Consider the following 19,678-nt stretch of genomic DNA (forward strand, 5'->3'; position numbering starts at 1 on the left):
TTGAATAGAAATCAATGATCAACACTTCCGCGCTGTTCAGCACCGCCTTTTTGCCCGGCCAGGCCGGCTTCGACACCGACGCGATCACCGGCCTAACCGAATGGCGGCGCGATATTCCCGTGCTGTTCAAGCTGCTCATCGGCGCCGGTGCGCAAGCCGCCGCCTGGCCCATCTACGGTGCTGGCGAGGGCTGCCCCTGCGTGCTGGCCGCGCCGATGCCGCAGGCGCAAGCGAGCTGGCAGGCCCTATCCACGCTGATGGACAGGCCGCGCGACGCGGCCGCCATCGTCGCGCGCAGCGCCATCAGCGCCCTGCTGGCGGGCGGCCAGCCGTGGCTGATCCTCGATTGCGTGCAGCTGATCGCGCACGATATCGGCACGCCGGAGTACGCCGCCGCGCTCGAAGTCCTGCGCGCCGAAGCGCATGCCCTGCACGCCGCCCTGCTGCGCGGCGACCGGGACGCGCTGGCGCCGCTGCTGTCCGCCGGCGCCGCCTCGCCCGCCACCGGCCACTGGTCGGCCACGGCCGATGCGCAACTGGCCGACGTCGAAGAGCTCGACGTGGACGAACTGCCTTTCCTGCAAGGCCTGGAAGTGGCGGGATGGGAGGAAGACGCGCTGTGCTATGCAGTGAGCGCCGCCAGCGAACCGGACGTCACCGGCCTGGTCACGCCCTATGGCCGCTGGATCGTGCCGCTGTCACAGCGCTATGTCGAGCTGGGCGTTTACTACGCGGAAGATGGCTGGATCACCTTTGCCACGGCGGACGCCCCCGATGCGCACGGCGTGCTGGACCTGAACGGTACGGTGGTGCTGCCGCCCGCCCCCGGCGCCCTGTATGTGATCAGCCCGCACCTAGTGCAGCAGATCGATCCGGACGGCGCCAGCCGCCTGCTGCGCCTGCCCGACGGCGCGCTGCTGATGGACGGGGCGGACAACATCTGCCAGCGCGACGACGGCCTGATCGACATCGAACGCCAGACGGCCGATGACGACGAGCGCAATGTGCATGGCGTGATCGACAGGACGGGCAAGGTCGTGGTGCCGCCGATCTACAGCTGCGTGCAGGAGTTCGGCACGAAGAAGAGAATGGCCATCGTCAGCCAGCGCGTGGCCGGACGCTTCCTGTTTGGCCTGGTCAATAGCCAGGGCGAGCTGCTGGCGCCCTGCCAGTATGAAGCCATCGATGGCGCCACCACCTCGTCGCCGCCCAAATTGCGCAAGAACCTGATCTTCGCCATCGATGCGCAGGGCCTGGCCTGTATGCTGACACTGGATGGAAAACCGGCCTTCACGCCGCTGTACCCGCCTGCCCACCATCTGCGCGGCGTGACCGTGCAAAGCGACTTTTTATATGTGGTCAAGGAGGGCATGGCCTGGAGCATGGATTTCACGGGCCAGCTGCTGGAACAGTTCGACACCGCGGAGAACTTCAAGGCGGCCGTCACGGCGCAATTGAGCGAGTCCATGGGACTGGGAAAAAAGAAGCCCGAGAAAAAGCCCTCTACGCGCCGCAGCTATACGCCGGCGCAAATCCTGGCCAAGGCCGACCGCGCGCAGTTGCGCGGCATGGCCGCCCTGCTCTTGCAAGGCGAAGCGGCACTGGCCGCGCGCTGCGTGGACATCACCCTGGAAGAACTGGCGGAAGACGACCCGGAAGAGGAGTACGACGGCGATACGCCCGAGGCGGCGTGTTTCTTCCTGCTCTGGTCGACGGCTGCCGATGCGCTGGGCCACGGCGCCACCTTGGACTGGAAAGCCGTCGATGAAGTGCCGCGCATAGGCCAGCATATCGGCCTGCCCGCGCTGCAGGACTTCCGCTGGGCGCAGCGCGAGGATGGCGACGCCATGGCCGAAGGCCTGGCCGCCATCGCCGCCCACCTGGCGCCGCATCAGCTGCGCCTCGTCAACCTGCATGGCGGCGAAGACACGTATTATCTGGGCCTGGTGCGGGCGCCGGATGCGGCCGCGTTCAGCACCGTGGCGCTGCAGGCGGCGCTCAGGCCCGTGGTGTACTAGGCGCGACGCGCCTACTTGCGTTTTACCCGCGTGTCGAGCAGCCTTTTTGACATGGTGTCCACCGCGCCCTGGCGCGAGCAGCGCCGCAGCATCGCCGCGCTGGAGACGGCCTGTCCACCGTACTCGTCGCGCAGCTGGCTGGCGATGCGTTCAAATGAGAATTCCGTACCGGCGCCGAGCGCGACCTGCGTCGGCCCGACTGCCAGGCATTCCGCATCCTTTACCACAGCGGCATCGTAGCTGTCGCTGTCGGCCGGCCCCGTTGCCGTCACGTCCTGCACGGCATGGATGCCGCACTCGCGGTAGAAGGAAAACACGGTGTAAGCCGGGTCGCGGCCAGGAATGGAGCGTTCATTGGCGAAAATGGCGGGAACATCGTTGATGCGCACGGCCAGAAAGGAAAAGCTGTCCTGGTCGTTGACAAGAACGATGCCCACCCTGCCCCCCTTGGGCAGGTCACAGCTCAGTCTGTATTTTTCCAGCGTATAGGCATCCAGCAAGGCATGCAAGCCGCCCTTGAGCCTGGCTTGCATGGCCGTCGGCAAGCGTGTCTGCAAATGCTCGCCATAGCTTTGCGCCAACAGCGGCGCGGGGCCGGCCGCCAGGCACAGGACGAGGAAACAACACAGTGCTCGGGTGATCATCATGCCCTCCGGGTTCATCCTGCGCATTTGCCTGGATCGAACGGCCCCAGCACGATGGGCGCGATTTCGATGGAGCGGACGGCATCAAGCCGCCGGATCTTCACCTCCGGCCCCGCAGGCAGGGAAACAAAGGTGCCGGGGGCATCGTCGAGCTTGATGTTGCGAAAGCCGGCGCATGCGCGCGACAGGTCCAGGATGATACGAGGGAACTCCAGCTGATCACCATGGCGCCCCACGATGACCTTGAATTCATAGCTGCCATCGGCTTCGATGGTCAGCATTTGCGGCACGCTCTTGATGGCCATGAAATTGGCGATGTTCCGCACCTGGCTCGCCTGCACGTTGCCACGCACGGTCCACACTTCCACGTCGCGGCTCTTGAGCTGGCCCTGGATGGCGGCCCACAGCATGAAAAACACCAGCACGTAGGCGGCAAAGGCACCGCTGAATTTCCATTGCCAACCGGCAAATGCACCGCCGCCGCCACCTGTGCTATCGAGAAATCTGAACAGGATCACGGCCGGTATCATCGGCAGGAATATGAGTATGCAACTCTGCAGCAGCAAATCATTCATCGCATGGCCCATCCATCGGCAGGAAGACGGCATCCGTCTTTCCACATGATGGCAGCACGCGCCGCCCGGGCCTTAATCCGGATCAAACATGCAAGCGCCAGCTTTGCCGGCAGCGGCTTACTGGCACCTGACCTCGCCGAAATGCTGCGCCAGACTCATGCCCAGGCCCTGCTCCACGGCGTTTTCCACCTGCGCCGCCAGCGCGGCCGCTTCTTCCGCCGCCTTGATGTCGCGCTCGTTGGTGGAACCGGCCGGATAGCCGGAATTCACGCGCATGCCGCCGAAGACGAACAGCCGGTAGACATCGGCCAGCGTGATGCGGTTGACGTTGCCCAGCAAGACCCAGTGATCGGAGCTGTCGGCCACGCGCTTGCCCCACTGCACGCGCACGGCACCATCCACGTTCACCCGCCCCACCCAGCCCTGCTGCACCATCTTGTCGAGCAGGGTTTCCATCTCTTCGAAGCCCAGGCGCGTGCTGCGCCGGATCTCGGCCGCGCCCACCAGGGCCGAATCGGCGCAGTGACACGCCCGGTGCAGCACTTTCAGGATGGCGACGGCGTCGACGAATTCGCTGCCGGGCGCCGCCTCGTACCACCAGCGCTCGTATTTCACGACGGGCAAGGCGGCCACCAGCAAGGCGCCCACGAGGGTGATCATCCAGCTCAGGTATATCCATACGAGGAACAGCGGCAAGGCGGCCAGCGCGCCGTAGATGCGCGAATACGTGGGGAATTCCTGGATGAATTCGCCGAAGCCGCGCTTGGCCACCTCGAAGGCCAGCGCCGCCAGCAAGCCGCCCCAGGCCGCGTCGCGCCATTCGACGTCGCGGTTCGGCACGGCGATGTACAGCAAGGTGAACGCCAGCATGGTCAGGCCGATCGACACCAGCGTATAAAACACCGTGCCCAGGAAAGGCACGGCGCCCACCACGCCGCTGGTGGCCATGAAAAGGCGCGAGGTCACCGTCAGCGAGACGCCCACCAGCAGCGGGCCCAGGGTGACGATGGCCCAGTAGACCAGCAGGCGCTTGCTCCAGCGGCGCTCCTGGCGCACGCGCCAGATGCGGTTGAAGACGCGCTCGATCAAGCCCATCATGCCTACCGAAGTGACGATCAGCGCGCCCGCGCCGATGGCCGACAATCGCGTGGCCTTCGAAGCGAACGTCGTCAGGTAGCCGAGAATGGTGTTCGAGATGCCCTTGGGCATCACGCTTTGCACGAAATAATCTTCCAGCGCGTGGCGGAAGGTATTAAACAGGGGGAAGGTGGTGAAAATCGCCAGCGCCAGCGTCAGCAGCGGCACCAGCGCGAACACGGTGGCGAACGTCAGGCTGCCGGCCACCTGCGGCAGGCTTTCCTCGCGCACGCGGCGGCGCGCGAACTGCAGCAGGTCGCGCGTTTCCGACCAAGTCAGGCCGCGCACGGTATCGAGGCCGAGGCCCAGGGCACGCCACAGGTATTGAAAGAAGGGGAATATATATTTTGAAAACATGTGGAAAATCAGAACGGCGCCATGACAGCAGTCGTATCAGGCTGTAAAGCGCCCTATAATACCAATGATGAAGCCAACCAATCTGATTATTCTCGTATTGTTTTATTCACGCCATGGCGCCACGCGCCAGTTGGCCGAGCTGATTGCCCAGGGAGTGGAAAGCGTGCCCGGTTGCGACGCCCGCCTGCGCACCGTGCCCGCCGTCTCCACGGTGGCCGAGGCCACGGCGCCGGACGTGCCGCTGGACGGCGCGCCCTACGTGGAACTGGACGACCTGCAGGAATGCGCGGGCCTGGCCCTGGGTTCGCCCACGCGCTTCGGCAACATGGCCGCCGCCATGAAGTACTTCTGGGACGGCACGGCCAGCGACTGGCTGGCCGGCAGCCTGTCCGGCAAGCCCGCCTGCGTGTTCACGTCCACGGGCAGCCTGCACGGCGGCCAGGAATCGACCCTGCTGTCGATGATGATCCCCCTGTTCCACCACGGCATGCTGGTCATGGGCCTGCCCTACACGCATCCGGAACTGATGACGACGTCCACGGGCGGCTCGCCCTACGGCGCCACGCACTGGTCGGGCATCGCGGGCGACAAGGCCGTCAGCGACGATGAAAAGCGCCTGGCCGTGGCCCTGGGCAGGCGCCTTGCGGAAAACGCCGTGAAACTGGCAGGCGCATGATGCACGGCGTTCTGCACAAGTATTTTCACTGGGGCGCCATCGCCAGCCTCGCCACCCTGATCGTCTGGTGCCTGGCGTGGGAAACCGTCGTCGCGCCCCTGCATCCGGGCGGCTCCTGGGTGGCCCTGAAAGCGGCGCCCCTGCTCATCCCCCTGTATGGCGTCATCAAGCGCGACGTGTACACGCTGCAGTGGTCGTCGATGGTGATCCTGCTGTATTTTACGGAAGGCGTGGTGCGCGGCTACAGCGACACCAACCCCACCTCGGCCCTGATGGCCTGGGGCGAGGCGGCCATCGTCTGCCTCTATTTCGCCTGCGCCGTGCTGTATCTGCGCCCGTATAAAAAGGCGGCCAGGCGCATGGCCAAAGAGCTTCTGGAAAAAGTGAATAAAGTGAGCATCAAGAAATGAGTGTACAGCCCATGCACGACCAAGCCGACTTCCTCGCCGCCTGCCGCGACCTGCTGGGCGACAGCTACGTCCTGACCGAACATGCCGATACGGCGCCCTTCCTCACCGACTGGCGCGACCGGTTTACGGGCAAGGCCCTGGCCGTGCTGCGCCCCGCCACCGTGGAGCAGGTGGCAGGCGTGCTGCGCGCCTGCGCGCAATGGCGGGTGCCCGTCGTGCCGCAGGGCGGCAACACGGGCCTGGTACTGGGCAGCATCCCCGATGCCGCCGGCACGGCCGTCGTGCTGTCGCTGGCGCGCCTGAACAGCATCCGCACGCTCGACCCCGTCAACCGCACCATCACGGTCGATGCGGGCTGCATCCTGCAGACCATCCAGGAAGCGGCGGCCGCCGCCGGCTGCCTGTTCCCCCTGTCGCTGGCGGCCGAAGGCAGCTGCACCATCGGGGGAAATTTGGCGACGAATGCGGGCGGCACGGCCGTCTTGCGCTATGGCAACACGCGCGAGCTGTGCCTGGGCCTGGAAGTAGTCACGCCGCAGGGCGAGATCTGGAGCGGCTTGCGCGGTTTGCGCAAGGACAATACCGGCTACGACTTGCGCGACCTGTACATCGGCGCTGAAGGCACCCTGGGCGTGATCACGGGCGCGGTCATGAAACTGTATCCGCAGCCGAAGGCCTGCATCACGGCGCTGGCCGCCATGGATACGCCCGCCCACGCCCTGCGCCTGCTCTCGCTGATGCAGGACCATTGCGGCGCCAGCCTGACGGGTTTTGAGCTGATGTCGCAGTATTGTTTGCAACTGGTGGCGGAGCAGTTCCCGCAGTTGCCGCGGCCTTTCGCCGACGCGCATGGGCAGTATGTGCTGCTCGAACTGTCCAGCAGCCAGTCCGAGGCGCATGCCGTGGAATTGCTCGAAGCGAGCATCGGCGCGGCCCTGGAAGACGAGTTGATCGAAGACGCCGTCGTCGCCAGTTCCGGGGCGCAGTCCGAAGGCCTGTGGCAGCTGCGCGAACATATTCCGCTGGCGCAGGCGCAGGCGGGCAAGAACATCAAGCACGATATCTCGCTGCCGATTTCCCGCATCGCCGACTTCATCGCCGTCACGGATGCCGCGCTGGAAAGCGCCTTCCCCGGCTGCCAGCTCGTGTGCTTCGGCCACCTGGGCGACGGCAACCTGCACTACAACGTGGCGCCCCCGAGCGGCATGACGGACAGCGACTTCCTGTCCAACCAGGACGCCATCAACCGCATCGTGCACGACCAGGTGCATGGCTTTGGCGGTTCCATCTCGGCCGAACACGGCATCGGCGCCCTGAAAAAGGACGACCTGGCGCGCTACAAGTCGCCGCTGGAACTGCAGCTGATGCGCGCCGTGAAGCAGGCGCTGGACCCGCAGAACATCATGAATCCGGGGAAGATATTGTGAAGCCGCCGTATCTGCTGCTCATGGCCTTGCTGGCTGCTTCCGCCAGTGCGCAGGATGTCTACAAATGCGTGCAGGACGGCCACACCAGCTACAGCGCCAAGCCCTGCACGGGCGGGCAGCTGCAGATACTTGACGTGCCCTCGCCCCCGCCTGCCGTCGACAAGGGCGCGGCCACGCGCCAGGAGCGGGTGGCCAGCCAGCTGGAATCGGCGCGCAGGAAGCGCGAACAGCTGGAAGACCAGGCGCGCGAGCGGGCCGCCAGACAGAAGGAAATGCATGACAAGCACTGCGCCCAGCTGCGCCTCGACCAGCAGTGGGCGACGCAGGACGCCGCCGGCGCGGGCGACAGGAACCGCAATGCGGCGCAACTGAAAGCGCGGCGCGCCGGCGAACGCCTGGCCGTCGAATGCGGCAATTGAGTGCGCCGGCAGCAAATCCTGCGGGTACGCGGCTGCTGTCGCGCTGGCTGCTGCTGGGCGAATGGCGCGCGCATCCCGTGCGCGCCGTCGTCGCCATCCTCGCCATCGCCATCGGCGTGTCGCTGGGCTTTGCCATCCATTTGATCAACGCGGCCGCCTTCAACGAATTTTCCACGGCCGTGAAAAGCCTGTCCGGCCAGGCCGACGTGCAGGTGGCCGGGCGCGAAGCGCTGTTCGACGAAGCCGTCTACCCGTGGCTGGCGCAACGCGACGGCGTGGCCGTGGCCTCGCCCGTGCTGGAACTGCAGGCAGGGGTGAGCGGCATGAGCGGCAAGGACGGCGCGCCGTTGCACATCCTGGCGCTCGACGTCTTCCGCGCCGGCTTCATCTCGCCCGACCTGATCGGCGCGCCGGCCGAGGGCCAGCCCTTCGATACGCTGTCCGACGACGCCATCTTCCTGTCGCCGGCCGCCTTGCGCTGGCTCAATCTGGCGCAGGGCGACAATCTTTCGCTGCAAGCGGGTACGGGCAGCGTGTCGCTGCGCGTGGCCGGTTCGCTGCAGCGCGCGCGCGCCGGCCAGCGCATCGCCGTGATGGATATCGGCGCGGCGCAGTGGCGCTTCAACAAGCTGGGCAAGCTGTCGCGCATCGACCTGAAACTGCGCCAGGGCGTCAACCGCGACGCCTTCCAGGCCGCGTTGGCGCGGGAACTGGAAGCGCAGTACCCGGGGCGCTTCCAGGTGGGCCAGCCCAATGACGACAAGCAGAATAGCCGCAACAATAACCTCAGCCGCGCCTACCGCGTCAACCTGACGGTGCTGGCCCTCGTCGCCCTGTTTACCGGGGCATTCCTCGTATTTTCCACGCAGGCGCTGTCCGTCATCCGTCGCCGCAGCCAGTTCGCGCTGCTGCGCGTGCTGGGCATGGAGCGGGGCACCTTGCTGCGCCAGGTGCTGCTAGAAGGTGCCAGCCTGGGCGTCGTCGGCGCTGGCCTGGGCATCGCGGCAGGCTATGCCATGGCCGCCGTGGCCCTGCGCTTCTTCGGCGGCGACCTGGGCGCTGGTTATTTCGCGGGCGTGCAGCCGCAGGTGCAGTTCACGCCCGTCGCCGCCTTCGTCTACTTTGCCCTGGGCCTGGGCGTCGCCTTGCTGGGCTGCGCCGCGCCCGCGCTGGAAGCGGCGCGCGCCGCCCCCGCCATCGCCCTGAAATCGGGCAGCGAGGAAGTCGTCACGACGCGCCTGGCGAAAACCTGGCCCGCTCTGGCTTGCCTGCTGCTGGCCGGCGCATTGACCCTGCTGCCGCCCGTGTTCGAGCTGCCCCTGTTCGGCTACCTGTCCATCGCCCTGCTGCTGATCGGCGCCATCGCCCTGATGCCGCAGCTGGCGGCCGTCGTCTTCCGCGCCCTGCAAGCGGCCTGGCTGCGCACGCAAACGAGCCAGCACGCGCCCGTGCGCAGCCTGACCCTGGCGCGCCTGGCGAACGCCTCGGGCCAGGCCGGCATCGCCCTCGGCGGCGTGCTGTCGAGCTTTAGCCTGATGGTGGCCATGGCCATCATGGTGTCGAGTTTCCGCGTCTCCGTCGACGACTGGCTGCTGCAGATTTTGCCGGCCGACGTGTACGCGCGCACCTCGGCCAGCGGCACGGCGGCCCTGAACCCGCGCGAGCAGGACGCCATCCGCGCCCTGCCCGGCCTGGCCAGGGTGGATTTCCAGCGCGTGCGCAGCCTGTCGCTGGCCGCAGAACGCCCGAACGTGATCCTGCTGGCGCGCCCCATCAATCTGCGGGACCCTGGCAAGAGCATGGTGCTGGTGGGCGACACCCTGCCCGTGCCGGCTGGCCAGAGGCCCGTGTGGCTGTCCGAGGCGGCGGCCGACCTGTACAACGTCAAGCCTGGCCAGCAGATTGGCCTGCCGCTGGCGGGCGGCCTGCGCCAGTTCTTCATCGCCGGCATCTGGCGCGATTATGCGCGCTCCTCCGGCGCCATCCAGATGCCGCTGGACGACTACCGCGCGCTGACCGGCGACCATGATGTGAGCGACGCGGCGCTGTGGCTGGCCAAGGACGCCACGGGCGAGCAGCTGCAGCAGCGCCTGAAAAGCCTGCCCTTCGGCGCCAGCCTGGAAGTGTCGAACCCGTCGGCCATCCGCGCCCTGAGCCTGCAGATCTTCGACCGCAGCTTCGCCGTCACCTATCTGCTCGAAGCCATCGCCATCATGATCGGCCTGTTCGGCGTGGCCGCCACGTTCTCGGCGCAGACCCTGGCGCGCGCCCGCGAATTCGGCATGCTGCGCCACGTCGGCGTGACAAAAGGGCAAATATTATCCATCCTGGCGCTCGAGGGCGGCGCACTGACGGCGCTGGGCATCGCCACCGGCTTTGTCCTGGGCCTGTTGATCAGCTTTGTGCTGGTCTTCATCGTCAACCCGCAATCGTTCCACTGGACCATGCAGCTGCACCTGCCGTGGCCCCTGATCGCCACCGTGGCCGGCGCCCTGCTGACGGCGGCCGCCCTTACCGCCCTCATCGCGGGGCGCCAGGCGCTGTCCGCTGGCCCCATCCGCGCCGTCAGGGAGGACTGGTAATGCGCCGTTTGACTTGTTTATTATTGTTTTGCAGCGCCGCCGCCATCGGCGCGCCGCCCGCCTTCTCTCCCGTCACGCCGCTGCCGGCCGGCCAGACCCTGCGCCTGCCGCACGATTTCGGCGCCCATCCCGCGTATAAAACGGAATGGTGGTACGCCACCGGATGGGTAAAAACCGCCGGCGGCGAGCAGCTGGGCTACCAGGTGACCTTCTTTCGCAGCGCCACGGCCGCCGATGCGATGAATCCCAGCGCGTTTGCGCCCAAGCAGCTGATCATCGGCCACGCGGCCCTGTCCGACCCGACAGTGGGCAAGCTGCTGCACGACGAGAAAAGCGCGCGCGAAGGTTTCGGCCTGGCCTACGCCAAGGTGGGCGACACGGACGTCAAGCTCGACGACTGGCGCATGCAGCGCCAGACCGACGGCAGCTACAAGGTCAGCCTGGCCGCGCGCGACTTTAACCTGCAGCTGACCCTGGCGCCCACGCAGCCCGTGCTGCTGCAAGGCGTTGGCGGCTACTCGCGCAAGGGCGCCCGCCCCGCGCAATCGAGTTATTACTACAGCGAGCCGCAGCTGCTTACCACGGGCACGATCGCCCGCGCGGGCGGCAAGCCGCAAGCCGTGACGGGCACCACCTGGCTCGATCACGAGTGGTCGAGCCAGGTGCTCGATGCGGACGCCAGCGGCTGGAACTGGATAGGCGCCAACCTGGACGACGGCGGCGCCCTGATGGCCTTCCAGATCCGCAGCAAGACAGGTGCTAAACTATGGGCGCACGCGACATGGCGCGATGCGTCCGGCAAGATGACGCAGTTTGCGCCCGGCGAGGTCGATTTCACGCCCACGCAGCTGTGGCGCTCACCGCGCACGCAGGCCGAATACCCGGTCGCCACCGAAATCCGCACGGGCGCGACGCGTTGGCAGGTCAAGCCCTTGCAGGCAGACCAGGAGCTCGATTCGCGCCGCTCGACGGGGGCAGTGTACTGGGAAGGCGCCGTGACGGTGGAGCGCGACGGCCGGCCGGCAGGCCGCGCCTACCTGGAAATGACAGGCTACGTGCAGCCGATGAAGTTATAAGCAATACAAAATACAGTAAATCCTAAGCGAAAAACAATGACAACCAGCACAGAAACAGGCAATACCAGCACCGCAACCGCCGCAAGCACCGCAACCGCGCCCGACACCGGCACCAGCCGCGAACTGAAAAAAGGCAGCCTGGCTGCCTTCAAGGGCTTGCTGCCCTTCCTGACGCCGTACCGCAAGCAGTTCTTCCTGGCCGGTATCGCACTGGTGGTGGCCGCCGCCTCGACCCTGGCCATTCCCGCCGCCTTCAAGCAGATGATCGACCTCGGTTTCGGCGGCGCCGCCGGCTCGAAAAGCATCCAGCACGTCGACCTGGTCTTCCTCGCCCTGTTCGGCGTGGCATCCATCCTGGCCTTGGCCACGGCGGCGCGCTTTTATACCGTGTCGTGGCTGGGCGAGCGCGTCACGGCCGACATCCGCAGCGCCGTGTACCGCCACGTCGTCACGCAAAGCCCCCAATTCTTTGAAACGACGCAGACGGGCGAAGTGCTGTCGCGCATCACCACCGACACGACCCTGATCCAGGCCGTGGTCGGCACCAGCATCTCGATGGCGCTGCGCAATGTGCTGCTGTTCCTCGGAGGCCTGGTGATGCTGTTCGTCACCAGCGCCAAGCTGGCGGGCATCATCATCGGCCTGTTGATCCTTGTCGTCGTGCCCATCATCGTGTTTGGCCGCAAGGTGCGCAAGCTGTCGCGCGATTCGCAGGACCGCATCGCCGACGCCTCGGCCATGGCCGGCGAAATCCTCAACGCCATGCCCACCGTGCAGGCGTTTACGCACGAGAAAATCGAATCGAAACGCTTTGGCGACTCCGTCGAAGGCGCCTTCATGACGGCCATGCGCCGCATCCGCGCCCGCGCCCTGCTGACCATGATCGCGATTTTGCTGGTCTTCGGCACCATCGTGTTTGTCCTGTGGCTGGGCGCGCGCGCCGTGCTGGAAGGCGCGATGACGGGCGGCGACCTGGGCCAGTTCATCCTGTACGCCTCCATCGTGGCCGGCGCCATCGGCGCCCTGTCCGAAGTCATGGGCGAAGCGCAGCGCGCCGCCGGCGCCACCGAGCGCCTGCTGGAACTGATGGCCGTCAAATCGGAAATCGAATCGCCTGCCACGCCGCTGCCGCTGCCCGCGCGCGCCGCGAACGGCGCTTCACTGTCGCTGGACAATGTCATGTTCTCGTATCCGTCGCGCCCCGATACGCACGCGCTGGACCACGTCAGCCTCGACATCCGCGCCGGCGAAACGGTGGCCGTCGTCGGACCGTCCGGCGCCGGCAAGACCACGCTGTTCCAGCTGTTCCTGCGTTTTTACGACCCGCAAAGCGGCAGCATCCGCCTCGACGGGGTCGACATCAAGCAGCTCGACCTGCACACGCTGCGCGACGCCATCGGCATCGTGCCGCAGGATACGGTGATCTTCTCGGCCGACGCCATGGAAAACATCCGCTACGGCCGCGCCGGCGCCAGCGACGAGGAAGTCATCGCCGCGGCGAAGATGGCGGCCGCCCACGAATTCATCGAGCGCCTGCCGAACGGCTACAAATCCTTCCTCGGCGAACGGGGCGTGCGCCTGTCCGGCGGCCAGCGCCAGCGCATCGCCATCGCCCGCGCCCTGCTGAAAAACCCGCCGCTGCTGCTGCTCGACGAAGCGACGAGCGCGCTGGACGCTGAATCGGAACGCCTGGTGCAAAAGGCGCTGGAAGCGGCCATGGTGGGCCGCACCACCGTCATCATCGCTCACCGCCTGGCCACCGTGCAGCGGGCCGACCGCATCGTCGTCATGGAAGACGGCAAGATCGTCGAGACGGGCACGCATGCGTCGCTGGTCGCCCTTGGCGGCATCTATGCCAATCTTGCCGCACTGCAATTCCATCACGTACAGCTCAATCCAGCGGAATAATCATGAACGCACTTTTCCACGCCAACCTGGGCATCACCGATTTCTGGACCTTTTTACTGGGGACCATCTTCATCGTCATCCTGCCCGGCCCCAATTCCATGTACGTGCTGTCGGTCGCCGCCCAGCGCGGCGTGCGGCCCGCCTACCAGGGCGCCTTCGGCATCTTCGCCGGCGACCTGATACTGATGGTGCTGTCGGCCTGCGGCGTGGCCTCGCTGCTGAAAGCCAGCCCGGCCCTGTTCTATGTCGTGAAATACATCGGCGCGGCCTACCTGGGCTGGATCGGCCTGCAGATGCTGATAGGCTGCTGGCGCAAGCTGCGCGCGCCCGCTCCCGCCGAAGGCGAGGCGGCAGCCGTGGCTGCCCCCGCCAAGGAAAGCGACCCGTTCCGCAAGGCGCTGATCATCAGCCTGATGAATCCGAAAGCGATTTTGTTCTTCATCTCGTTTTTCATCCAGTTCGTCGATCCGGCCTTCCCGAACCCCGTGCTGTCCTTCATCGGCCTGGGCCTGATCTGCCAGGTGATCAGCTTTACCTACCTGACGGCCATCATCTTTGTCGGCGTCCGCCTGGCCGAGACCTTCCGCCGCCGTCGCCGCCTGTCGGCCGGCATGGGCGGCGGCGTGGGCGCCATGTTCATCGGCTTTGGCGCGAAACTGGCCACGGCCACACTGTAAGGAAAGCCCGTGAACGAGCTTGAACTGCGCCAGCGCTGCCATACCGTCCTGCCCGGCCACCGCCAGCCGACGCCGGCGGCCACCTTCGCCGCCATGGCCGCCTGGTGCGAGGCCAATGACGTTGCGCACGATACCTATGGCGAAGGCGCGCTGATCGAACGGTTCGAGGACAAGATCGCCAGCCTGCTCGGTTTCGAGGCGGCCGTGTTCTGCATCACGGGCACCATGACACAGGTCACGGCCCTGCGCCTGGCCTGCCAGGACCGGGGCTCGCACCTGGTGGCGCTGCATCCGACCTCGCACATCCTGCGCCACGAGCGGGGCAACCATGAATTGCTCGACCACTTCAAGGGCTTGATGCTCGGCGACCCGCACCGCCCGTGGACCGTGGGCGACTTGCGCGCCGTGCCCGACAAGCTCGGCGCCGCGCAGGTCGAACTGCCGATGCGCGAAATCGGCGGCCAGTGCCCGTCATGGGAGGAATTGAGCGAGATCAAACGGCATTGCCGCGAGCGCAATATCCATTTGCACATGGATGGCGCACGCCTGTGGGAAGCGCAGGCCGGTCTTGGCCAGTCGCTGCCCGCCATCTGCGACGGTTTTGACTCCGTCTACGTCTCCCTGTACAAGGGCATCGGCGGCCTCGGCGGCGCCATGCTGGCCGGCAGCCGCCCGTTCATCGAGCGGGCGCGCGAATGGTTCCGCCGCCAGGGCGGCAACATCGTGCACCGCACGCCCTACGTGGTGGCCGCCGCCATGCAGTTTGACGCGCGCCTGGCCGCCATGCCGCAGTATTTTGCGCGCACGCAGTGGCTGTACGCGCAGCTGCGCGACTTTCCGGCCATCGCCGTCAATCCCGCCGCCCCGCAGGCCAATATGCTGCACCTGCACCTGCCCGTGTCGCGCGAAAGGGCCATCGCCATCCGCAACCAGCTGGCCGAAGACCACGGCATCTGGCTGTTCGGCCGCGCCAGCCACGCGGCCCTGCCCGGGCACAGCGTGGTGGAATGGTATGTGGGAGACAACCTGCTGCACCTGTCGGACGACAGCGTGCGGCAGGCCTTGAGCCTGCTGGACCAGGCCATGCGCGCCAGGACATGAGCAACGCAGCTCGGCGTAGGTCGGGTTAGCGCACGGCGCGTAACCCGACAACACCATGTTTGCGACACCCCAAAAAAAAGCGCCCGAAGGCGCTTTTTTCATTTCATGGCGGCCGGGTTGGCCGCCACTACCTGCTTAGAACTTGTAGTTATAAGCGAGACCGATCAACTGCATGCGGGTCTTGAACAGGCCCTTGGTGGTTTCACCGTTGCCGGTGCAGCCCGTGGACAAAGGCGGCACTGGACCGCATTTGTTCGTGTAGTTCACCTCAGCATCCTTGAAGTCGATATAGCTGTAAGCCAGGTCGATCGACGAGTTCGCGTTCAGCTTCCAATTGGCGCCGAACGAGTACTGCATGCGGTCGCTGTCCGGCAAGGCCGGATGGCGCAATTCCGCGCTGCGCACGGGCGCCTGGTCGTGGGCGATACCGGCGCGCAGCAACAGGCTTTCGCTGTACTTGTAGTTGGCGCCCAGCGAGACGCGGTAGGTATCCTTCCAGTTCTGGCGGATGCGTTCCGGGCCTTCGGCCGTCGGCGGGAACTGGATGTCCAGGTTCTGCAGGCGCGAAGTACGGGTCCAGGTGACGTCGCCCATCAAGGCCCATTTATCGTCCATCTGGTGGAAAGCATTGATCGATACGGTTTCCGGCGTGCGCAGTTCGACCAGCGCCTTGGAGTTGACCTTGCCCGATGCGGCGCTGATGAAGCCATTCACGGCCGCATTGTTCGACACTTGCGAGAAGTCCCAGATCGTGTCGCCTTTCAGCTTGTGCGAAATCGACGAGCGGTAGGAGATACCGAAGCGCGTGCCTTCATTCATCTGGTACAGGTAGCCCAGATTGAAGCCGAAGCCCCAGTCGTCGCCATCCATCGAGGCGTGGCCATCCTTGGCTGTAAACAGGGCGGTTTTGGCGGCATTAAAGGCGTCCATGCCTTGGGTCTTGAGGATATTCGTAAGGAAAGCGGTCGATGCGGCTGGCGCATGTTCCTGCAGGAAAGAGACCGAACCTGGCACGTCCACGGCCTGGCCCAGTTCCGCCTTCATGTATTCGGCCGTGATACCGAAACCGAACGAGTGATGCTGGTCCAGCTTGAACGCCACCGAAGGATTCAGGGCGATGGCTTCAAGCTTGATGTTGGTGATCGCATAGCGGCCGCTCCAGCTGTTGCCATAGTCGAGCTTGGCGCCGTAGGGCACGAACAGGCCCATGCCGACGGTCCATTGCTCATTGATCTTCTTGCTGGCGTACACGGCTGGCGCGAAGACCGCATCCGGCGCGTAGTCCTTGGTCGTGCCACCCGTCGGGTTGTTCCTGAAATTGACGGAGCGATTGTCCTGGAACGTCGAATGCGGTACCACCAGGGTGCCGCCGCCGACGAACTGCGTGCCTTCCAGGCGCGACACGCCGGCCGGGTTGTAGAAAATGGTGGAAGCGTCGGCCGCTTCCGCGCCGCTGGCGTCCGCCGTGCCCTGGGCCGACACGCTTTGCGAGCCGAAACGGTAGCCCGAAGCCTGGGCGGTGGAAGCGATGCCGGCGCATGCGACGGCGATGAGAAGGGGCAGATATTTATGTTTCAAGATAGTCTCTCTTTATTATATGAATAGTCTTCGTCACATTGTCCCGGGCAGCTCAACCTCACCCGTCTTGCACTGTTCTTGCCGCCGTGAACTCCAATTCACTGACGGCATGAGCGAAGCATATAATATTTTTTAGAAAAAAGCGAACGTTCGCTCTTTTTATGAAACAGTGTTGTTTTCCTCACTCGGCACGAGGCTATACGGTGGCAATACGGGCGCTGGCAGCGGGATCAAAAAGCGCTTGCGCATCAGCGCCAGCATCTGTTCGGCCGGCACGGGGCGCGAGATGAAATAGCCCTGCACTTCATTGCACTGCAGGGCGCGCAGGATGTCGAGCTGCTCGCGCGTTTCCACCCCTTCGGCCACCACGCTCATGCCCAGCGCATGCGCCATCGACAAGATGGCGCGCACGAAGACCTCGCCCTGCTCCGAACGGCCCAGCTCCATGGTGAAGGCGCGGTCGATCTTCAGGCCGTCCATGGCGAACTTCTGCAGCTGCGACAGCGAGGAGTAGCCGGTGCCGAAATCGTCGACCAGCAGGCGCACGCCCAGCGCGCGGATGGCCGACAGCTGCTCCACGGCGCGGTTCTGCTCATCCATCATGGCCGATTCCGTGATTTCCACCTCGATCATGCGCGCGTCGATGCGGTGGCGCGCCAGCGCCGACGCCAGCACCTGGTGCACGTCGCCGCGGCCGAACTGGCGCGCCGAGACGTTGATGGACACGGGCACGAGCTCCTGGCCGGCCGCCTGCCAGTGCGCCATCTGCAGGCACACTTTTTCGATGACGACTTCGCCCAGCTGGGAAATGAGGCCGCTGCTCTCGGCCACGGGGATGAATTCCAGCGGCGGCACCATGCCGTGCTGCGGATGGCGCCAGCGCACCAGCGCTTCCATGCTGCACAGCTGCCCGCTCAGGGCATCGACCCGGGGCTGGTAGACGACGAGGAACTGGTCCTGCTCCAGCGCCGCCACCAGGCTTTGCTCGAGCTCGCGGCGGCTGCGTATGGTTTCGAACAATTCGGGCTGGAAGAAGCGGTGGTGCCCCTTGCCCGCCACCTTGACGGCATACATGGCGATATCGGCATTCTTCAGCAGCACGTCCGTCTCGGCGCCGTCGCGCGGATACAGGCTGATGCCGATCGAGGCGCCCATCTTGTGGCGTTCGCTGCCCAGGTAGAACGGCTCGTCGAAGGCGATGGCGATGCGCTGCGCCACCTGCTCGGCGCGGCTGTCGTCCTCCACCGGGTCGAGCACGACGACGAATTCATCGCCGCCCAGGCGCACCACGTGGTCGCCCGGGCGCAGCACGGCCTTCAGGCGCAAGGAGGCGGCGCGCAGCACCTTGTCGCCCTCGGCGTGGCCCTGCGTGTCGTTGATATCCTTGAAGCCGTCCAGGTCGATGAACAGCAACGCCAGCATGTGCTGCGCGATGGCCGCGCGCGCCAGCGCCCCGGGCAGGAAGTGCTGCAGCCAGTAGCGGTTGGGCAAGCCCGTCAAGCCATCTTCATTGGCCAGGCGGCGCAGGTCGCGCTCGTGCTCCTTGGCCGTGCTGATGTCTTGCAATGTCACGGCCAGGCGGTCGCCGCTGCGCACGAGGCGGCGGCGTATCCAGCGCAGCTTGAACGGATTGCCGTCCGGCAGCTCGATCTCTTCCTCGGAAAAGCCCGACTGCATGGCGGCCCGGTAGTTATGGATGAGATCGCGGAAATACGGTTCGTGGGCGCGCGACTGCAGGCGCATGCCCAGCAACTGCTCGCGGCGCACGCCGAAATAGCCGGCGCCCGGCTCGTTACAATCGACGATCTCGAAGTCGGCGATGACGCCATCACCGCCGCGCAGGGCCGCAATGATGTAAAAACCGTCGCTCGTGCCCTCGGTGGCCATGCGGTAGGCGTTGCGCACGCCTTCGGACTGGTGGTGGCGCCAGGCCAGGCGCAGCGACAGCACGGTGGCGACGACAGTAAAGGCCAGCAGCAGCAAGGTCACTGCCAGGGCGATGCCCGTATAGATGGTGCGCGTTTCCTCGTAGGGATGCAGCATTTCGCTGTCGGCCAGGCCCACGACGGCCGTAAACGGGTAGGCTTTCAGCGCCTGCCAGCCCACGTAGCGGTTTTGCTTGTCGGAAAAAGCGAAGCGGCCGCCCGACTCCACGGCGCCGCTGTCCGTTTCCAGGAAGCTCGTGTCGAGGAAGGGCGCGCCGCCATGCGCGCCAGGCACGGGCAGCACGCGCGAGCCCAGGCGCATGCTGAAGAGCTCGCCCTCCTCGCCCACCATGGCGGACATGCCGAGCTTGCCAAAATTGACGCTGTCGTAGAATTCGGAAAAATAGCTGGAATGAATGGAAATGAGCAGTACGCCGTCAAAATTGCCATCCTCGTCTTCCAGCCGCCGCGTGAAGTGCACGAGGGAGTCGGCGGAGCCGGGGGCGGCAGGAGCCGTACTGGCCCGTCCCAGGGCGATGCGCAGGGCGCTGGAATTGCTGCGCCAGTGGCGCAGCAGGAAATCGCTGCGCTCGTTCGTGCGCAGCCGCGTCAGGGGCGCCGTCGATGTCACGGCCTGCCCCTTGCGGTCCAGGATGGCGACGATGGCAAATTGCGGCAAGGCATACATGCCCTGCGTCTTCAACTGATCCAGGCGCAGATGGTCGTGCGAGTTTTCCCATTCATACTTGAGCTGCAAGGTCAGCTGGTCCATCTGTTCCAGGGTGCGCAGCAAGTATTGGCTGTAGGCTTTCGACTGCGAGGCTACGCTGTCGAGCGCCTGCTGCTGCGCCACCTTCTTTTCCGCCTCCAGCTGCAGCAGGGTGGCCGTCCACAGCACGGCGCACAGGGCCAGGCACAGCATGGGCCAGGCGAGGATCAGGCGCAAGTTAGCCTTGAGAAAATCGGCCCTGCTCATTTCCACCACGGCAGCGTTATTATTGTTTACAAATTGTCGCAAGAACATGGTGCCGCGTCTGCCGTTTCTGTGTATTTCTTGAAGGACACATAAATTACCACAGAGTCATGTTTGAAGGTGAAACGGCGGCGTAATTATGTGGGCGGCCCGCAGCCTGCCTGTCGCGCCTGCGTTACAATCACCATCCTTACC

The 19,678-nt window shown here is 65.5% G+C and carries 15 protein-coding genes; 10 read left to right on the top strand and 5 right to left on the bottom strand.

Annotated elements, in window-relative coordinates; genetic code table 11:
• Nucleotides 1–14 precede the first annotated feature (14 nt).
• Entirely contained in the window at nucleotides 15–2,018 is a 2,004-nt protein-coding gene (locus BXA07_RS23660) for a DUF6630 family protein (RefSeq protein ID WP_076571487.1), read from the top strand.
• A gap of 11 nt (nucleotides 2,019–2,029) precedes the next feature.
• Here BXA07_RS23660 and BXA07_RS23665 read toward each other — a convergent pair whose 3' ends face one another.
• The 3 genes from BXA07_RS23665 to BXA07_RS23675 form a co-directional block, all read right to left on the bottom strand.
• Complete coding sequence (locus BXA07_RS23665; protein ID WP_139335726.1) at nucleotides 2,030–2,665, bottom strand: hypothetical protein; 636 nt, start codon at nucleotides 2,663–2,665, stop codon at nucleotides 2,030–2,032.
• A gap of 11 nt (nucleotides 2,666–2,676) precedes the next feature.
• Entirely contained in the window at nucleotides 2,677–3,237 is a 561-nt protein-coding gene (locus BXA07_RS23670; RefSeq protein WP_212592360.1) for a hypothetical protein, read from the bottom strand.
• A gap of 117 nt (nucleotides 3,238–3,354) precedes the next feature.
• Nucleotides 3,355–4,731: a YihY family inner membrane protein gene (locus tag BXA07_RS23675; RefSeq protein WP_076571492.1), complete on the bottom strand. Its 1,377-nt coding sequence runs from the start codon at nucleotides 4,729–4,731 to the stop codon at nucleotides 3,355–3,357.
• Between the two features lie 67 nt (nucleotides 4,732–4,798).
• Here BXA07_RS23675 and wrbA point away from each other — a divergent pair, with 67 nt between their 5' ends.
• The 9 genes from wrbA to BXA07_RS23720 are packed head-to-tail and all read left to right on the top strand — an operon-like array spanning nucleotide 4,799 to nucleotide 15,007.
• Entirely contained in the window at nucleotides 4,799–5,407 is a 609-nt protein-coding gene (gene wrbA / locus BXA07_RS23680) for an NAD(P)H:quinone oxidoreductase (RefSeq protein WP_076571605.1), read from the top strand.
• Nucleotides 5,407–5,817, top strand: a complete 411-nt coding sequence (locus BXA07_RS23685) for a DUF2069 domain-containing protein (protein ID WP_076571607.1) — start codon at nucleotides 5,407–5,409, stop codon at nucleotides 5,815–5,817. Before wrbA ends, BXA07_RS23685 begins: the two co-directional genes overlap by 1 nt.
• A gap of 11 nt (nucleotides 5,818–5,828) precedes the next feature.
• Nucleotides 5,829–7,244: an FAD-binding oxidoreductase gene (locus BXA07_RS23690; RefSeq protein WP_076571494.1), complete on the top strand. Its 1,416-nt coding sequence runs from the start codon at nucleotides 5,829–5,831 to the stop codon at nucleotides 7,242–7,244.
• A complete protein-coding gene (locus BXA07_RS23695) occupies nucleotides 7,241–7,663 on the top strand; it encodes a DUF4124 domain-containing protein (RefSeq protein ID WP_083708497.1) in 423 nt (140 codons plus the stop codon). Before BXA07_RS23690 ends, BXA07_RS23695 begins: the two co-directional genes overlap by 4 nt.
• Complete coding sequence (locus BXA07_RS23700) at nucleotides 7,651–10,245, top strand: FtsX-like permease family protein (protein ID WP_076571495.1); 2,595 nt, start codon at nucleotides 7,651–7,653, stop codon at nucleotides 10,243–10,245. The genes BXA07_RS23695 and BXA07_RS23700 overlap by 13 nt, the downstream gene beginning before the upstream one ends.
• Nucleotides 10,245–11,321: a lipocalin-like domain-containing protein gene (locus BXA07_RS23705; RefSeq protein WP_076571497.1), complete on the top strand. Its 1,077-nt coding sequence runs from the start codon at nucleotides 10,245–10,247 to the stop codon at nucleotides 11,319–11,321. Before BXA07_RS23700 ends, BXA07_RS23705 begins: the two co-directional genes overlap by 1 nt.
• A 36-nt stretch (nucleotides 11,322–11,357) precedes the next feature.
• Entirely contained in the window at nucleotides 11,358–13,229 is a 1,872-nt protein-coding gene (locus BXA07_RS23710) for an ABC transporter transmembrane domain-containing protein (protein WP_076571498.1), read from the top strand.
• Nucleotides 13,230–13,231: 2 nt separating this feature from the next.
• The gene (gene leuE, locus BXA07_RS23715; protein WP_076571500.1) at nucleotides 13,232–13,906 is read left to right on the top strand and encodes a leucine efflux protein LeuE; all 675 of its coding nucleotides are present in this window, start codon (nucleotides 13,232–13,234) and stop codon (nucleotides 13,904–13,906) included.
• 9 nt (nucleotides 13,907–13,915) lie between these two features.
• Nucleotides 13,916–15,007: a threonine aldolase family protein gene (locus BXA07_RS23720; protein ID WP_076571501.1), complete on the top strand. Its 1,092-nt coding sequence runs from the start codon at nucleotides 13,916–13,918 to the stop codon at nucleotides 15,005–15,007.
• A 135-nt stretch (nucleotides 15,008–15,142) separates the two neighbouring features.
• Here the strand turns inward: BXA07_RS23720 and BXA07_RS23725 are convergent, their stop codons facing one another.
• Both BXA07_RS23725 and BXA07_RS23730 read right to left on the bottom strand, forming a co-directional pair.
• Nucleotides 15,143–16,585: an OmpP1/FadL family transporter gene (locus BXA07_RS23725; protein WP_076571503.1), complete on the bottom strand. Its 1,443-nt coding sequence runs from the start codon at nucleotides 16,583–16,585 to the stop codon at nucleotides 15,143–15,145.
• A 159-nt stretch (nucleotides 16,586–16,744) separates the two neighbouring features.
• Nucleotides 16,745–19,534, bottom strand: a complete 2,790-nt coding sequence (locus BXA07_RS23730) for a bifunctional diguanylate cyclase/phosphodiesterase (protein ID WP_244556385.1) — start codon at nucleotides 19,532–19,534, stop codon at nucleotides 16,745–16,747.
• Nucleotides 19,535–19,678: the final 144 nt, after the last annotated feature.

Origin of the sequence: Janthinobacterium sp. TND4EL3, assembly GCF_900156175.1 — a bacterium.
Taxonomy (GTDB): domain Bacteria; phylum Pseudomonadota; class Gammaproteobacteria; order Burkholderiales; family Burkholderiaceae_D; genus Janthinobacterium.

Excerpts from the sequence above, each read along its gene's own strand:
- BXA07_RS23660 (WP_076571487.1), top strand. The coding sequence starts at position 15 with ATGATCAACACTTCCGCGCTGTTCAGCACCGCCTTTTTGCCCGGCCAG.
- BXA07_RS23665 (WP_139335726.1), bottom strand. The coding sequence starts at position 2,665 with ATGATGATCACCCGAGCACTGTGTTGTTTCCTCGTCCTGTGCCTGGCG.
- BXA07_RS23670 (WP_212592360.1), bottom strand. The coding sequence starts at position 3,237 with ATGAATGATTTGCTGCTGCAGAGTTGCATACTCATATTCCTGCCGATG.
- BXA07_RS23675 (WP_076571492.1), bottom strand. The coding sequence starts at position 4,731 with ATGTTTTCAAAATATATATTCCCCTTCTTTCAATACCTGTGGCGTGCC.
- wrbA (WP_076571605.1), top strand. The coding sequence starts at position 4,799 with ATGAAGCCAACCAATCTGATTATTCTCGTATTGTTTTATTCACGCCAT.
- BXA07_RS23685 (WP_076571607.1), top strand. The coding sequence starts at position 5,407 with ATGCACGGCGTTCTGCACAAGTATTTTCACTGGGGCGCCATCGCCAGC.
- BXA07_RS23690 (WP_076571494.1), top strand. The coding sequence starts at position 5,829 with ATGCACGACCAAGCCGACTTCCTCGCCGCCTGCCGCGACCTGCTGGGC.
- BXA07_RS23700 (WP_076571495.1), top strand. The coding sequence starts at position 7,651 with ATGCGGCAATTGAGTGCGCCGGCAGCAAATCCTGCGGGTACGCGGCTG.
- BXA07_RS23705 (WP_076571497.1), top strand. The coding sequence starts at position 10,245 with ATGCGCCGTTTGACTTGTTTATTATTGTTTTGCAGCGCCGCCGCCATC.
- BXA07_RS23710 (WP_076571498.1), top strand. The coding sequence starts at position 11,358 with ATGACAACCAGCACAGAAACAGGCAATACCAGCACCGCAACCGCCGCA.
- leuE (WP_076571500.1), top strand. The coding sequence starts at position 13,232 with ATGAACGCACTTTTCCACGCCAACCTGGGCATCACCGATTTCTGGACC.
- BXA07_RS23730 (WP_244556385.1), bottom strand. The coding sequence starts at position 19,534 with ATGTTCTTGCGACAATTTGTAAACAATAATAACGCTGCCGTGGTGGAA.